This window comes from Nocardia sp. NPDC005745 (assembly GCF_040630775.1).
Taxonomy (GTDB): Bacteria; Actinomycetota; Actinomycetes; order Mycobacteriales; family Mycobacteriaceae; genus Nocardia.
Genome location: NZ_JBEXYF010000001.1, coordinates 275,360 through 289,797, shown reverse-complemented (window position 1 = coordinate 289,797; position 14,438 = coordinate 275,360). Strand labels below are relative to the sequence as shown.

The 14,438-nt window shown below is 68.9% G+C and carries 14 protein-coding genes; 12 read left to right on the top strand and 2 right to left on the bottom strand.

Annotated elements, in window-relative coordinates:
• The first annotated feature begins 19 nt into the window (after positions 1 to 19).
• The 3 genes from ABZ420_RS01425 to ABZ420_RS01415 all read left to right on the top strand — a co-directional run bounded on the left by ABZ420_RS01425 (position 20) and on the right by ABZ420_RS01415 (position 3,807).
• A complete protein-coding gene (locus ABZ420_RS01425) occupies positions 20 to 916 on the top strand; it encodes a lysophospholipid acyltransferase family protein (RefSeq protein WP_357115970.1) in 897 nt (298 codons plus the stop codon).
• A 719-nt stretch (positions 917 to 1,635) separates the two neighbouring features.
• Positions 1,636 to 2,781, top strand: coding sequence for an acyl-CoA dehydrogenase family protein (locus ABZ420_RS01420; protein ID WP_357115968.1), 1,146 nt, complete (start codon positions 1,636 to 1,638; stop codon positions 2,779 to 2,781).
• A 123-nt stretch (positions 2,782 to 2,904) separates the two neighbouring features.
• The gene (locus ABZ420_RS01415) at positions 2,905 to 3,807 is read left to right on the top strand and encodes an alpha/beta hydrolase (protein WP_357115966.1); all 903 of its coding nucleotides are present in this window, start codon (positions 2,905 to 2,907) and stop codon (positions 3,805 to 3,807) included.
• Between the two features lie 41 nt (positions 3,808 to 3,848).
• Here the strand turns inward: ABZ420_RS01415 and ABZ420_RS01410 are convergent, their stop codons facing one another.
• Positions 3,849 to 5,327: a HAMP domain-containing sensor histidine kinase gene (locus ABZ420_RS01410; RefSeq protein ID WP_357115964.1), complete on the bottom strand. Its 1,479-nt coding sequence runs from the start codon at positions 5,325 to 5,327 to the stop codon at positions 3,849 to 3,851.
• A complete protein-coding gene (locus ABZ420_RS01405) occupies positions 5,320 to 5,997 on the bottom strand; it encodes a response regulator transcription factor (protein ID WP_040867915.1) in 678 nt (225 codons plus the stop codon). The genes ABZ420_RS01410 and ABZ420_RS01405 overlap by 8 nt, the downstream gene beginning before the upstream one ends.
• A gap of 114 nt (positions 5,998 to 6,111) precedes the next feature.
• On the opposite strand from ABZ420_RS01405, the gene ABZ420_RS01400 reads away from it, so the two are divergent.
• From ABZ420_RS01400 to ABZ420_RS01360, 9 genes are all read left to right on the top strand, one after another.
• Positions 6,112 to 6,486 (top strand): PepSY domain-containing protein, encoded by a 375-nt coding sequence (locus tag ABZ420_RS01400; RefSeq protein WP_357115962.1) that lies wholly within the window; start codon positions 6,112 to 6,114, stop codon positions 6,484 to 6,486.
• A 235-nt stretch (positions 6,487 to 6,721) separates the two neighbouring features.
• Positions 6,722 to 7,096 carry a hydrogenase maturation nickel metallochaperone HypA gene (locus ABZ420_RS01395; protein WP_357115960.1) on the top strand — a complete coding sequence of 125 codons (375 nt, stop codon included), beginning with the start codon at positions 6,722 to 6,724 and terminating at the stop codon, positions 7,094 to 7,096.
• Positions 7,054 to 7,896 (top strand): hydrogenase nickel incorporation protein HypB, encoded by an 843-nt coding sequence (hypB, locus tag ABZ420_RS01390; RefSeq protein WP_357034103.1) that lies wholly within the window; start codon positions 7,054 to 7,056, stop codon positions 7,894 to 7,896. Before ABZ420_RS01395 ends, hypB begins: the two co-directional genes overlap by 43 nt.
• 93 nt (positions 7,897 to 7,989) lie before the next feature.
• Positions 7,990 to 9,045, top strand: coding sequence for a hydrogenase expression protein HypE (locus ABZ420_RS01385; protein WP_357115958.1), 1,056 nt, complete (start codon positions 7,990 to 7,992; stop codon positions 9,043 to 9,045).
• 11 nt (positions 9,046 to 9,056) lie between these two features.
• Positions 9,057 to 10,853 carry a nickel-dependent hydrogenase large subunit gene (locus tag ABZ420_RS01380; protein ID WP_357115956.1) on the top strand — a complete coding sequence of 599 codons (1,797 nt, stop codon included), beginning with the start codon at positions 9,057 to 9,059 and terminating at the stop codon, positions 10,851 to 10,853.
• 32 nt (positions 10,854 to 10,885) lie between these two features.
• Positions 10,886 to 11,800 (top strand): NifU family protein, encoded by a 915-nt coding sequence (locus ABZ420_RS01375; RefSeq protein WP_357116446.1) that lies wholly within the window; start codon positions 10,886 to 10,888, stop codon positions 11,798 to 11,800.
• Positions 11,797 to 12,432 carry a DUF5947 family protein gene (locus tag ABZ420_RS01370; RefSeq protein ID WP_062974008.1) on the top strand — a complete coding sequence of 212 codons (636 nt, stop codon included), beginning with the start codon at positions 11,797 to 11,799 and terminating at the stop codon, positions 12,430 to 12,432. Before ABZ420_RS01375 ends, ABZ420_RS01370 begins: the two co-directional genes overlap by 4 nt.
• Positions 12,429 to 13,076: a DUF6084 family protein gene (locus ABZ420_RS01365; protein WP_357115954.1), complete on the top strand. Its 648-nt coding sequence runs from the start codon at positions 12,429 to 12,431 to the stop codon at positions 13,074 to 13,076. Before ABZ420_RS01370 ends, ABZ420_RS01365 begins: the two co-directional genes overlap by 4 nt.
• The gene (locus ABZ420_RS01360; RefSeq protein ID WP_357115952.1) at positions 13,073 to 14,401 is read left to right on the top strand and encodes a hypothetical protein; all 1,329 of its coding nucleotides are present in this window, start codon (positions 13,073 to 13,075) and stop codon (positions 14,399 to 14,401) included. Before ABZ420_RS01365 ends, ABZ420_RS01360 begins: the two co-directional genes overlap by 4 nt.
• The last annotated feature ends 37 nt before the right edge of the window (positions 14,402 to 14,438 follow it).

Here is a 14,438-nt window from a genome sequence, read left to right as displayed (position 1 = left end):
ATCGACACCAGGAGGGTTCATGTCGGACGCCCGCTCCGATTCCCGCACCCGGCGCTCCGGCGTCGCGAGCAGCACCGATCCGGCGCTCACCGACGGTGCGCCGCTCTCGGTCGCGCTGACCGACACCGATCTGCGGGTGATCGACACCCTGCTCGCGCCGCTGCGCGCGTGGACCAGCCCGCGTTTCTACGGCCTGGAGAACATCCCGGCCGACGGCCCCGTGCTGCTGGTCGGTAACCACAACCTGCTAGGCGGCATCGACGCGCCGATGCTGCTGCCCGAGGTGCTGCGCCGCCGCGGCCGCCTGATCCGCGGTCTCGCCGAGAACGTGCTGATCAATGTGCCCGGTATACGTCACCTGCTGCATCACTACGGCGCGGTGCGCGGGACTCGGTCCAACTGCCTGGCCCTGCTGCGGCGCGGTGAGGCCGTGATGGTGTTCCCCGGCGGCGGCAGGGAGGCGGTGCGCCGCAAGAACGAGAAATACCTGCTGAAGTGGGAGGGGCGCAGCGGCTTCGCGCGCATGGCCATCGAAGCGGGCGCGCCCATCGTCCCGGTCGCGATGATCGGCGTCGACGACGCCTACGACATCGTGGTGGACGGCGACCATCCGATCCTGCGCCCGCTGCGCTGGACCGTGGAAGCGCTCGGCCTCAGCCGCGACCTCACCCCGCCGCTCATCCGCGGAGTCGGTCCCACCGTGATCCCGCGGCCGGAGCGCTTCTATTTCTCCGCGGGCGCGCCCATCGACCCGGCGCCCTGGCGCGACGCGGGCGACAAGCACGCCGCGGCGGTCGAATTCCGCGACGTGGTGCGCAAGGCGCTGGAGGAGGAGATGAACTTCCTCTTCGCCGAACGGGCCCGGGACCGAGGCCGCACCCTGGTGGGTCGTGTGCGGGGTTGGCTGAACCTCTGACGGTTCGCTGCCCGGTCCATCCCAGCTCTCGATCCGGTGACTACCGATCCGACCGAGCGGGGGCATAGGGTCGCTCCGGTGTAGTCGCCGCCGAGCCGGGGAAGCCGACGTCGGATGCACTCCGAATCCGGTCGGTACGACCGGTTCGCCGCGCTGATGCCATGAGTCCAGCGAACTCGATCGGCAGGTCGGCCCGTCGGGATTGACGCAGCCGCATGCGATGGTGCCGGAGTGGGATTGGTCCGCGCCTTCGTGATGCACCAGTTGTCGCGGGGCCGGGTGGCACAGAAGGCGTCGGTGACGGCGGGATGGCCGTGGTGATCCGGTTGCGCATCAGAGCGCCCGCTCACGCAGGTCTTCCGTATGGGTGGGCCGGCTCGAGTGTTCGCCGCCGACCGGCGCGGGCTCTGGCGCTAGCGGCGGAAAAAGCCGGTAGCGGACAGTCTTGAGCTGTCGGGTACCGGCCACCACGCCGCGATCGGCCGACCTCGCCGAAGAATCGGGGCGGAATCCAGCGATGCCCGGCGTTGTCGTCCCCCGCCGCTCCCGAGTCTCCGATCGTTTGCGGGGAATCTCGCCTGCTGATCCGGACCCGTGCCGCCGCTCCTGGTGAGACCATGGTTCTGGCCCCAGAAGTGAACAGAGATTCTCCTTCCGGGTACGGTATGGGCAACGACTGGTCGGTGTGGACCGGCCGGTGTGGTCACTAGGAGGTTGGCGTGGAACGCACACTGTTCGAGCCCGAACACGAACTGTTCCGGGAGTCGTTCCGCAAGTTTCTCGATCAGCACGTCGCGCCGAATCACGCGAAGTGGGAGGAGCAGGGCATCGTCGACCGGGCGGTCTGGCTCGAGGCGGGCAAGCAGGGCTTCCTCGGCATGGCCATGCCGGAGCAGTACGGCGGCGGCGGGGTGAAGGATTTCCGCTACAACGCCATCGTCTCGGAGGAGTCGGTGCGCGGCCAGTACTCCGGTCTCGGCTTCTCGCTGCACAACGATGTGATCGCGCCTTACCTGCTCGAGCTGGCCGACGAGGAGCAGAAGCAGCGCTGGTTGCCCGGTTTCTGCGCGGGCGAGATCATCACCGCGATCGCGATGACCGAACCGGGCACCGGTTCGGATCTGCAGGGCATCAAGACCCGCGCGGTGCGCGACGGGGACGACTGGATCCTCAACGGCGCCAAGACCTTCATCACCAACGGCATCAACTCCGACATCGTGATCGTGGTGGCGCAGACCGACCCGGAGAAGGGCGCGATGGGCTTCAGCCTGTTCGTGGTCGAGCGCGGAATGCCCGGCTTCGAGCGCGGCCGCAACCTGGACAAGCTCGGCCTCAAGGCCCAGGACACCGCCGAGCTGAGCTTCACCGACGTGCGCGTGCCCGGCAAGAACCTGCTCGGCACCGAGGGGATGGGCTTCGTCCACCTCATGCAGAACCTGCCGCAGGAGCGGCTGTCGATCGCCGTCATGGCGGCGGCGGCCATGGAGTCCTGCCTGGACATGACCGTCCAGTACGTCCGCGACCGCAAGGCGTTCGGCAAGCCGATCGGCGCGCTGCAGAACACCCGCTTCGTGCTCGCCGAACTGGTTACCAAGACCACCGCCGTGCGCCTGATGGTGGACAAGTTCATCGAACTGCTCAACGAGGGCAAGCTGACCGCCGAGGACGCGGCGATGGCCAAGTGGTGGAGCACCGAGGAGCAGCTCGACCTGATCAACCGCTGCCTGCAACTGCACGGCGGATACGGCTACATGAAGGAATACCCGATCGCGAAGGCCTACATGGACGCTCGTATCCAGACCATCTACGGTGGCACGACCGAGATCATGAAGGAGATCATCGGGCGGAGCCTGAAACTCTCCTGACAGCGCGCGGGTCACGCTCGGGCCGCCGTCCGCCGTCGGTCCGGGCATTGCCTGGGGCACAATCGCCTCCCGAGGTGCCTGCGGACTCGACGTCCGTCCATCACCCGAAGTGGAGGAGATGCGATGCCGAGTCTGGCCAACCAGGTCGTGCGCGGATATTTGAAGGCGACGCGCGCCAACCGGGTATTCGTCGACGTCGGCGCGGCGCAGGAGCGCGTTCGCGATCTGAGCCTGCGGCCCCGGCGCTACGGTCCGCCGCGCCGGCTGCGCGCGGATGTGGCGATCACGGTGGACCGTCGCGGCGGCTGGCCGGTCTACACGCTGACTCCGCGCGGGCAGCGGCCCCGGGGGAATGTCGTGTACGCGCACGGTGGCGGCTGGGTGCACGAGATCGCACCGCAGCATTGGGCACTGTGCGCGGCCGTCGCCGCGGAAACCGGTGCGGCCGTGACTGTCGCGATCTACCCGCTGATTCCGTTCGGGACGGCCGCGCAAGTCGTCCAAGGCTTCGTCGACCTGGTGCTCGCCAACCGGGGAACCTACGGGAACGTCTGTTTGGCAGGGGATTCCGCCGGTGGACAGATCGCTCTGTCGGCCGCGGTGGTGTTGCGGGACGCGCATCGCGTGCGGCTGCCGGGCGCCGTGCTGATCGCACCCGCCCTCGATCTCTCGCTGAGCAATCCGGAGATACCGGTCGTGCAGCCCCGCGACCCGTGGCTGGGCGTCGCGGGGACTCGGGTGCTCATCGAGCACTGGCGGGGCGACCTCGAGATAGCCGACCCGAGGGTCAGTCCGCTCGCCGCCGACCTGCGCGGGCTCGGTCCGCTGACGGTCTTCTGCGGCACCGACGACATCCTGCACCCGGACACGCGCCTGCTGGTGGACGCGGCACGTCGCGCCGGAGTCACGGTGGACTATCACGCCGGGCAGGGGCTGCCGCATGTCTATCCACTGACGCCGACCCCCGAAGGACGGGCCGCCCGCAAGATCGTCATCGAACGTTTGCGCAGCGCACTTGGGGGTTGAGCGAATCCGAGTCGATACCGCCGCTGACAGGGGCGCGGTAGTCAGACGCGAGTGGGCAGGGTTACGACGAAGCAGGCGCCGCCGGCCGTGCCGTCGATGACCCGGATGGTGCCCCCGTGGCGCTCGACGACATCGCGGACGATGGCCAGGCCCAGACCCGCGCCGCCTTCGTCGCGGCTGCGCGCGTCGTCCAAACGGACGAACCGCTGGAAGATGCGCTCGCGATCGGCGGGCGGCACACCCGGGCCGTCGTCGCCGACCGACAATGTCACCCGCCCGGCGGCGCTGCGCTGCACGGCTACCCGCACGATGCTCGCGGCATGCCGCTGGGCGTTGTCGACGAGGTTGCCCAGGACGCGCGCGAGCTGGGTACGGCTGCCGGTGACCGCGACGGCGTCCTCCGGTGTCGCGATCTCCACGGCCACCCGGTCGCCCGCACGGTGCTCCAGTTCGTCGCGAACCAGCACAGTCAGGTCCACGCGATCCGCACGCGGTTGCTCGCCCGCGTCGAGCCGGGCCAAGAGCAACAGGTCGGCCGCGAGGTGTTCCAGCCGGATGGTGTCGCCGATCAGGCCGTCCAGTTCCAACAGGTCGGGGTGGGCCTGGGCTACCTCGAGCTGGGTGCGCAGGCTGGCAATGGGGCTGCGCAATTCGTGGGCGGCGTCGGCGATGAACCGGCGCTGGCGCTCCCCGGATTCCTCCAGGGCGGCGAGCGTCGCGTTGGTGGTGGTCGCCAGCCTGCCGATCTCGTCGCGGGAGCCCGGTTCGGGCACGCGCCGGGACAGATCGCCGTCCATGATCTCGGCGAGCTGCCTGCGGATCGCCTCCACCGGGCGCAGGGCGCGCCTGGTGACCAGCCAGGTCACCAGGGCGACCAGGGCGAGCAGCGGCGGCAGGCCGATCAGCATCGCTCGCCGCGCGTCCGCCACCGCGCTGTCGGCGGTCTCCAGCGAGGAGCCCGCGTAGACGGTGGCGGGCTGCCCGCCAGGGGCGGTCACCGCGAGGGCGGCGACCCGGAACGGGTGCGGGCCGTCCTCGGTGTCCACCGTCAGCCGTACGTCGCCGAATTCCGCGTCGGCCGTCGTGGGGTCCGTGCTCGGGGAGGGGCTTTCGTCGTCGTCCGATTCCCCCTCGTCCTCGTCATCGTCATCTGCGTCGTCCTCGTCGTCTCGGTCCTCGGAGGCCTTCGCGAGGGGCCCGAAGTCGGCCATCGGAGGTTTCCCCGCGAGTTCGTCAGCGGCCGCGAGGACTCGGCGGTCGATCGAAACGATCTGCACCGGTCGATCTTCGGCGTCCGGAAGCGACAATCGCGCGAGGTCGGCGCCCGAGGCGAGCTGGGTCGCCACGTCACGCGCGGTGGTCTCCGCCTGCAATTCGGCGCTGTGCACCAGGTTGTGTCGCAGCACAGCCAGCACCGTGAGCCCGGCGGCCGTCAGCGCCACCGCGACGACCGCCGTCGCCGCGACCGTGGTGCGCGTGCGGACCGATCGCCACCACGCACGCCTGCTCCGCTCAGGCACGGTCGGCTGCCAGCCGGTATCCGGCGCCGCGGACGGTAGTGATCGTCCGGCGCCCGAACGGCGCGTCGATCTTGCGGCGCAACGTGCTGATGTAGACCTCGACGATGTTCGGATCGCCGTCGTAGGCGAAGTCCCAGACGTGGTGCAGGATATCGGCTTTCGACACCACCTCCCCCGCGCGGACGGCCAGGTGCTCGAGCACGGCGAACTCCTTGGCGGTGAGCGTCACGTCCTGCGAGCCGCGGCGGCAGGTCCGGGTGCCCGGGTCCACGATCAGGTCGCCGACGCGCAGCACCCGTGCGCCGCCGCGGGTTCGGCGGCGCAACAGGGCGCGGATGCGGGCCAGCAGCACGAGGTAGGAGAACGGCTTGCTGAGGTAGTCGTCGGCTCCGGTGTCCAGCCCCTCGGCCTCGTCGTATTCGCCGTCTTTCGCGGTCAGCATGAGCACCGGTGTCTCGTGGCCCCCGGCGCGCAGCGCGGCGCAGACCCGGTAACCGTTCATACCGGGCAGCATGATGTCGAGGATGATCAGGTCGTAGTCGGTGGTGGTCGCCAGGTGCAACCCCTCGGCGCCGTCGTGCACCACATCCACGGCAAATCCCTCGGCCGACAAGCCTTTTGCCAGTGTGAGAGCCAGACGTTTCTCGTCCTCCACGATCAGCAGACGCATCCACCAAGAGTGGCAGACCGATCCTGAAACCGTCTTCAGGTGGCTTCAGCTCGCCTTCAGTTCCGTGCGCCACCGTAGTCGCATTCGAATCAGCACTCCCGCAGGAGGTTTCGCATGACAACCGTTTTCCGCCGTGCCTACGCCGGTCTTCGCTGGCTCCTCGTCGGCACGGCCGTCGCGGCCGTCGTCGTCGGTCTCAGCGCGGCCCTGGCCGCTGTCGCCACCGGCGGGCCGGACGATCACACCGTCGCCTTCCGCTCGTCCGCGGGGGACTGGTCGCTGGTGGCCGACACCGGGATCAGCAGGCAGCAGGCGATCGACAAGGCGGTGCGGGCCGTGCCCGGCGGGCGGGTCCGGTCCACCGAACTCGACTTCGATCGCGGCACCCCGGTCTGGGAGGTCGAGCTCACCACGCCCGCGGGCGTGCGGTACGACGTGACGATCGATGCGCACAGCGGCGCGGTCCACAGCTCCGTCGACCACGACTGAGCTTCCGCGGCGGCGCAGGTGTGACGGGTCGGTGCTCGGGTATGCACAAGATGTTTGCTGCCGGGCGGCGGGGATCCGGAGGGGGATCCCGGCCGCGGCTTCACCGATAGCACGCCCCGGTCGGCGTCGTGCGTAACGCCATGGAGATACGTTCGCCGAGCATCGTAGATTGGGTCCGCGCCGCGGTTGCCCGGGAGTAGCCTCAAGGTTGTCCGCTCGAGGAATCGAGGTCGCGATGCACGAGATGGCCATCACGCAGAGCGTCATCGACGCCGTCTGCGAGCACGCGGCGGGCCGGCGGGTGCACTCCGTCACCGTCGAGGTCGGCGCGCTGTGCGCCGTCGTACCCGAGGCCATGCGGTTCTGTTTCGAAGTCGCCGCCGAGGCGACCGTAGCCGAGGGCGCGCAGCTGGTCCTGGTGGAGATCCCCGGGGTAGGGGCGTGCCGGACCTGCGGAGCCGAGTTCCGGCTGCCGGACCCGATCCTGCTGTGTCCCTGCGGCAGCGCCGACGTCGAGATCCGCGCCGGGCGCGAGCTGCGTATCCGATCGATGGAGGTGAGTGAGGCATGTGCGCAACCTGCGGTTGCGGCGACGACGCCGCCGCGCTGATTCGCGTCCCGCACGACCACCAGCACTCCGAGGCGCACGACCACGCCCATGAGCACCCCCATCCCCATGAGCACACGCACGGCCCGGACGCCGACCACGTCCACGTGCCCGCCACCGAGACCGTCAGCCTGGAGCTGAAGGTGCTGGCCAAGAACGACGAACTGGCGCAGCGCAACCGGGCTTGGCTGGCCGAGCGCGACATCGTCGCGCTCAACATGACCAGCTCGCCGGGCGCGGGCAAGACCAGTCTGCTGGAACGCACCATCCGCGAGTCCGGCCGGACTCCGATCGCGGTGATCGAGGGCGACCAGGCGACATTGCTCGACGCCGAACGGATCCAGGCCACGGGGTGCCGGGTCGTGCAGGTCAACACCGGCGCGGGATGTCACCTGGACGCCGAGATGATGTATCGCGCGCTGGAGAAGCTCGACCCGGCGCCGGGCACGCTGCTGTTCGTCGAGAACGTCGGCAATCTGGTCTGCCCGGCGCTGTTCGACCTGGGGGAGCGGGAGAAGGTGGTCGTCATCTCGGTGACCGAGGGGACCGACAAACCGCTGAAGTATCCGCACATGTTCCAGGCGGCGGGACTGGTGTTGGTGAACAAGACCGATCTGCTGCCGTATGTCGATTTCGATCTGGACCGATGCCGGGAGTACATCCATTCGATACATCCCGGCGTCGAGGTCCTTCCGCTGTCCGTGAGCAGCGGTGCAGGCCTGTCTACCTGGTATGACTGGCTGGCCGAGCGGCGTCGCGCGGCCGGTTCGGCGGCTCTTGAGGAAGCCGCCGGGCGCGCTTAAGGTGAAGTGATCAGGATCACATCCACGGGTGACCCCTTCTTCGAGAAAGGCGAGATTCGGCCCCCGGTGGTCCGCTGCGGAAGGTGGCGAGACATGCCCACTCAGGAAGCAGTACGAGCCGAAGAAACGCTGATCCACGTTCTCTGGATCAACGCCGGACTCAGTTGTGACGGTGACTCGGTCGCCTTGACGGCGGCCACGCAGCCGAGCATCGAGGAAATCGCTCTCGGCGCCCTGCCCGGTCTGCCCAAGATCGCCGTGCACTGGCCGCTCATCGACTTCGAGTGCGGCCCGAACGGCGGCGCCGATGATTTCCTGGAGTGGTTCTTCAAAGCCGACCGCGGGGAACTCGAGCCGTTCGTTCTGGTGGTCGAAGGCTCGATCCCGAACGAGCAACTCAAGGAAGAGGGCTACTGGTGCGGGTTCGGCAACAATCCCGCCACCGGACAGCCCATGACGACCAGCGAATGGCTGGATCGTCTCGCGCCGAAGGCCACGGCCATCGTGGCGGCGGGCACCTGCGCGACCTACGGCGGCATCCACGCGATGGCCGGCAACCCGACCGGCGCGATGGGCGTGCCGGATTACCTCGGCTGGGACTGGAAGAGCAAGGCGGGTATTCCGATCGTGTGCGTGCCGGGCTGCCCGATTCAGCCGGACAACATGTCGGAGACGCTCACCTATCTGCTCTACATGGCGACCGGACAGGCGCCGATGATCCCGCTGGACGACGCGCTGCGGCCCAAGTGGCTGTTCGGGGCGACCGTGCACGAGGGCTGCGACCGGGCCGGCTACTACGAGCAGGGTGAGTTCGCCACCGAGTACGGCTCGCCGAAATGCATCGTGAAGCTCGGCTGCTGGGGGCCCGTGGTCAAGTGCAACGTCCCCAAGCGCGGCTGGATCAACGGCTTGGGCGGCTGCCCGAACGTCGGCGGTATCTGCATCGGCTGCACCATGCCGGGCTTCCCGGACAAGTTCATGCCGTTCATGGACGAACCACCCGGCGGGAAGTTCTCGTCCAGCGCATCGGGGCTCTACGGATCGGTGATCCGCAGCCTCCGTCACATCACCGGACGCACCGTCGACAAGGAGCCGCACTGGCGGCACCGGGGCCGGAAGCTGGAGACCGGCGCGACCCGCACTTGGTAGGAGGATCTCTGATGACACAGATCATCCCGGAGCCGTCGCACCGGACGATCGAGCCGGACCGTCTCGTCGAGATGGCGTGGGACCCGATCACCCGCATCGTCGGCAGCCTCGGCATCTACACCAAAATCGACTTCGAGAACCGGGAAGTGGTCGAGTGCCACAGCACCTCGTCCATCTTCCGCGGCTATTCGATCTTCATGAAGGGCAAGGACCCGCGCGACGCGCACTTCATCACCAGCCGCATCTGCGGCATCTGCGGTGACAATCACGCCACCTGTTCGTGCTACTGCCAGAACATGGCCTACGGCGTGCGCCCGCCGCACCTCGGCGAGTGGGTCGTGAACCTGGGCGAAGCCGCCGAGTACATGTTCGACCACAACATCTTCCAGGAGAACCTGGTCGGCGTGGACTACTGCGAGAAGATGGTCTCCGAGACCAACCCGGGCGTGCTGGCCAGGGCGGAGAACACCGAGGCGCCGCACGCGGGCGACCACGGGTATCGCACGATCGCCGACATCATGCGGGCGCTCAACCCGTTCACCGGTGAGTTCTACCGGGAGGCGCTACAGGTCAGCCGGATCACCAGGGAGATGTTCTGCCTGATGGAAGGCAGGCACGTCCACCCGTCCACGCTGTATCCCGGTGGACCCGGCACGGTCGCGACGATCCAGTTGATGACCGACTACCTGTCCCGGTTGATGCGCTATGTGGAGTTCATGAAGAAGGTCGTGCCGATGCACGACGACCTGTTCGACTTCTTCTACGAGGCGCTGCCGGGTTACGAGAAAGTCGGTCTGCGGCGCACGCTGCTGGGTTGCTGGGGCTCGTTCCAGGACCCGGAGTTCTGCAATTTCGAGTACAAGGACATGGCCGACTGGGGCCGCAAGATGTTCGTCACCCCCGGCGTCGTGGTCGACGGCAAACTGCTGACCACCTCCCTGGTCGACATCAACTTGGGCCTGCGGATCCTGCTGGGCAGTTCGTACTACGAGGACTGGACCGATCAGGAGATGTTCGTGAAGACCGATCCGCTGGGCAACCCGGTGGACCGGCGCCATCCCTGGAACCAGCACACCAACCCCCGGCCGCAGAAGCGAGACCTGGACGAGAAATACAGCTGGGTGATGTCGCCACGCTGGTTCGACGGCACCGACCACCTCTCGCTGGACACCGGAGGCGGCCCGCTGGCCCGGCTGTGGTCTACGGCGCTGGCCGACCTGATCGACATCGGGTACGTGAAGTCGACCGGCAACAGCGTGCAGATCAACCTGCCCAAGACCGCGCTCAAAGGTCCGGTCACGCTGGAGTGGAAGATCCCGGTGCACGGCAGCAACACCCTCGAGCGCAACCGCGCGCGCACCTATTTCCAGGCGTACGCGGCGGCCTGCGCGCTGCACTTCGCGGAGAAGGCGATGGCGGAGATCCGGGCCGGCCACACCAAGACCTGGGAGAAGTTCGAGGTCCCCGAGGAAGGCATCGGCTGCGGCTTCACCGAGGCGGTGCGCGGCGTGCTGTCGCATCACATGGTGATCCGGGACGGCAAGATCGCCAACTACCACCCGTATCCGCCGACGCCGTGGAATGCCAGCCCGCGCGACAGCTACGGCACGCCCGGCCCCTACGAGGACGCGGTGCAGGGCCAGCCGATCTTCGAGGAGAACGACCGCGAGCACTTCAAGGGCATCGATGTGATGCGCACGGTGCGCAGTTTCGATCCGTGCCTGCCGTGCGGCGTGCACATGTACCTCGGCAACGGAAAGTCGCTGGAGAAACTGCACTCACCGACGCAGACGCTCACCCCCGAGTGAGTCCGCGTCGGGCGAAACGACCGGAGGTGACGGTGGAGGATCGCCCGGACGACCAGGACGACGCGACATTCGGTGAAGCCCGGTGGCGGGAAGCCGGCGATCGCATCGAGACCTTGCTCGAGGCGAGTTCGGCGGGCGGTGCGCTCGCCCGCGAGCGCGCCGAGCAACTGGTGCGCGAACTGGTCGGACTCTACGGCGCGGGGCTGACCCGCGCGGTCGCGCTGCTCGACGCGGAAGCGGTCGAGCGGTTGGCCCGCGACGATCTGGTCGCCAGCCTGCTGCTGGTGCACGGGTTGCATCCGCACGATGTGTCCACCCGGGTGCGCACCGCGCTGGACAGCGTGCGCCCCTACCTCGGTTCGCACGGCGGCGACGTCCACCTGGTCGACATCGTCGACGGGGTGGTCCGCTTGGAACTGGCGGGTAGCTGCAAGAGCTGTCCGTCCTCGTCGGTGACGCTCGAGCTGGCCGTAGAGGACGCGGTGCGGGCGGCGGCGCCGGAAATCGAGTCCATCGAAGTGGTGGCCGCGCAGACGGAGTCGGCGGGGGTGATCTCCGCCGACTCGCTGTTCTCCCGCGTGCGCGCGGACGGCGCACGCTCCGGCAACTGGGTCGCGGTGCCCGAACTGGCCGAGTTGAGCGCGGGTGAGGTGGGCGGCTTCGACGTCGCCGGGCTGATCGTGCTGGCCTGCCGGGTGGGCGAGGAGCTGTACGCCTACCGGGACCACTGTCCCGGGTGCGACGGCTCCCTCGCGGGCGCGGTGCTGGAACGGCGCGTGGGATTCCCGGCCGGTGACGCGGTGCTGCGGTGCCCCACCTGCCGGGCGCACTACGACGTGGTGCACGCGGGCGCCCGGGTCGACGGCGACGGGCATCTCGAGCCGCTTCCCGTGCTCGTGCGATCCGGCGAACTGTCGGTGGCGGTGCCGGTGGGGGTGCACGGGTGAGCACACCGTTTCGCGCGCTCCAGCGAATCGCCGCCGACCGCGGGCCCGCTCCCCGGCCCGGCGAACGGTGCGAGATGTGCGCGGAGCCGATCGCCGAGCAGCACCGGCACGTCGTGAACGTCGAAGGCAGGCAGCTGATGTGCGTGTGCCGCGGTTGCTATCTGCTGTTCGTCGACCAGAACGCGGCGCTGCGCTATCGAGCGGTGCCGGATCGGTATCTCGCGTTCCCCGATTTCACGATCAGCCGGGCGGAATGGGACGCGCTGGAGATCCCGGTGAGCCTGGCGTTCTTCTTCCGCAATTCCGCGCTGGAGCGGACGGTGGCGTTCTATCCCGGGCCGGCGGGTGCGACGGAATCGGAATTGCCGCTGGAGCAATGGAACGCGATCCTGCACCGGCATCCCGAGCTGGATGTGCTCGCTGCCGACGTGGAAGCGCTGCTCATCCGGGTGCCCGACCGCCGCGCCGAGCAGGCGGCCTGCCTGCTGCTGCCGATCGACGCCTGCTACGAGTTCGTCGGCCGGATGCGGCTGCTGTGGCACGGCTTCGACGGCGGTCAGGACGTGCACCGGTATCTGGAACAGTTCTTCGCCGAGGCGTCGGCGCGCGCGAGAGCCGGGGGTGCGGCATGAGCCCGGTGTACTCGACGACGTTCGCCGTGCTCGAGATGAAGCCCGAGCCGTACGCCGTCGCGCCGATCCTGTCCGCGCGCGTCGGCATCGCCGCGCTCGCGGAGGAACCCGTGCACGCCATCGCCCTGCGCGCGCAGGTGCGCATCGAGCCGTTCCGCCGCGGCTACTCCGACGAGGAGGCCGCGGGCCTGGTCGATCTGTTCGGTCCGCGCGAACGCTGGCACGAGACCCAGCGTTCGTTTCTCTGGATGCACTGCGCCACCATGATTCCCGGTTTCACCGGCGGCGCCGAAGTGGATCTGCCGATGCCGTGCACCTACGACTTCGAGGTGACCGGGTCGAAGTACCTGCACGCGTTGCGCGACGGTGTGGTTCCGCTGCTTTTCCTGTTCAGTGGAACCGTTTTCATCCGGGGCAGTACCGGATTCGCCATCCAGCAGATCCCGTGGGACCGCGAGGACAAGTTCCAGATGCCCGTGTCGGTGTGGCAGAACCTGATGGCCGCGTACTTCCCGAATTCCGGGTGGGTGCGGCTGCACAACGACACCCTCCGCGCGCTGGCCGCCTACAAGTCCGGCCACGGCCTGCCCGGTTTCGACGACGCGGTGACCCGCCTGCTGACCAGCACCGAGGAGACGCCGTGACCACCGCCGACGCCCGCGCCCGCGCTCGTGCCGTTGCCGACGCGGTGCTCTACGAGGGCTACTTGCTCTACCCCTACCGGGCCGACGCGCGCAAGAACCAGTCGCGATGGCAGTTCGGCGTGCTGGGGCCGCGCGGAGCCGCCGCCGCAGGGCTCGGTGAGGAGCAGGCGCTGTCGGCGCAGTGCCTGCTCGCCCCCGGCGAACATCCGGAGATCACCCTGACCGTCCGGTTCCTCCAGCTCCAGCGCCGCCAAGTGATGGACGGGGACGGCACGTCCGTCGCCGAGTGGTCCGACGGCGAGCGGTCGTGGCTGTCCTGGGACGAGGCGGTCGAGCAGGAGGTCGTCATCGGTCCGGTCCCGCCGGGGCGCCTCGTCCGGTCGCTGGACGTCCCGGGCGGTCGCGACACCGAGGAGATCGCCACGGCCGCCGCCCCCGGGCGAGGCACGCTGGTGCGGACCCGGCTGCCGCTGGCGGGCGAGCTGGAACTCGCGGCCGACCGGGACGACGGCTTCGCGCGGCTGACCGTCATCCTGCGCAATGTGGGCGAACCCGCGACCGACCAGCGCGACGCCATCGCACGCTCGCTGATCGGCGCGCACGTCATCGCGGAGATCACCGGAGGCGAGTTCGTCTCGCTGCTGGAACCGCCGCCGGACGCGGTGGCCGCGGCCGCCCGCTGCGATCGGTACCGCTGCTTCCCGGTGCTCGCGGGACCGCCCGGCGACTACAGCATGCTGCTGATCTCGCCGATCATCCTCTACGACCACCCGGAGATCGCGGAGCAGAGCGAAGGCGCGCTGTTCGACTCCACCGAGATCGACGAGATCCTCACGCTGCGGATCCTCACGATGACCGACGCGGAGAAGGCGCTGGCGCGGGCCACCGATCCGCGCGCGGCGGAGATCATCGACCGCTGCGAAGCCATGTCACCCGACGCGATGCGGCAGCTGCACGGGGTGCTGCGCGACCCGCACGCCGAGGGGCCGGGACTGATCCCGGAGATCCCCGAGGGCCTCGATTGGTGGGACCCGTCGGCCGACCAGGCCGTACGCCCCGACCTCGACGCGGTGCCGGTCGCGGGCGTGCTCGTGCGCAAGGGCAGCAGGGTCCGGCTGCATCCGTCGCGGCGGGCCGACGCCCAGGATCTGTTCTTCGACGGCCGGTGCGCCCGGGTCGTCTCGGTCCACGAGGACGTGGACGGGCAGGCGCACGTGGGGGTCGTGCTGGACGACGACCCGGCCGCCGAGTTGCACGAATGGTACGGCCGCTACCTGTATTTCGCCCCCGACGAAGTGGAGCCGCTCGACGGCACCGAGAAGTGAAAGGAAGTCCGCTATGGAAACCGTGGGAGTGGTGTCG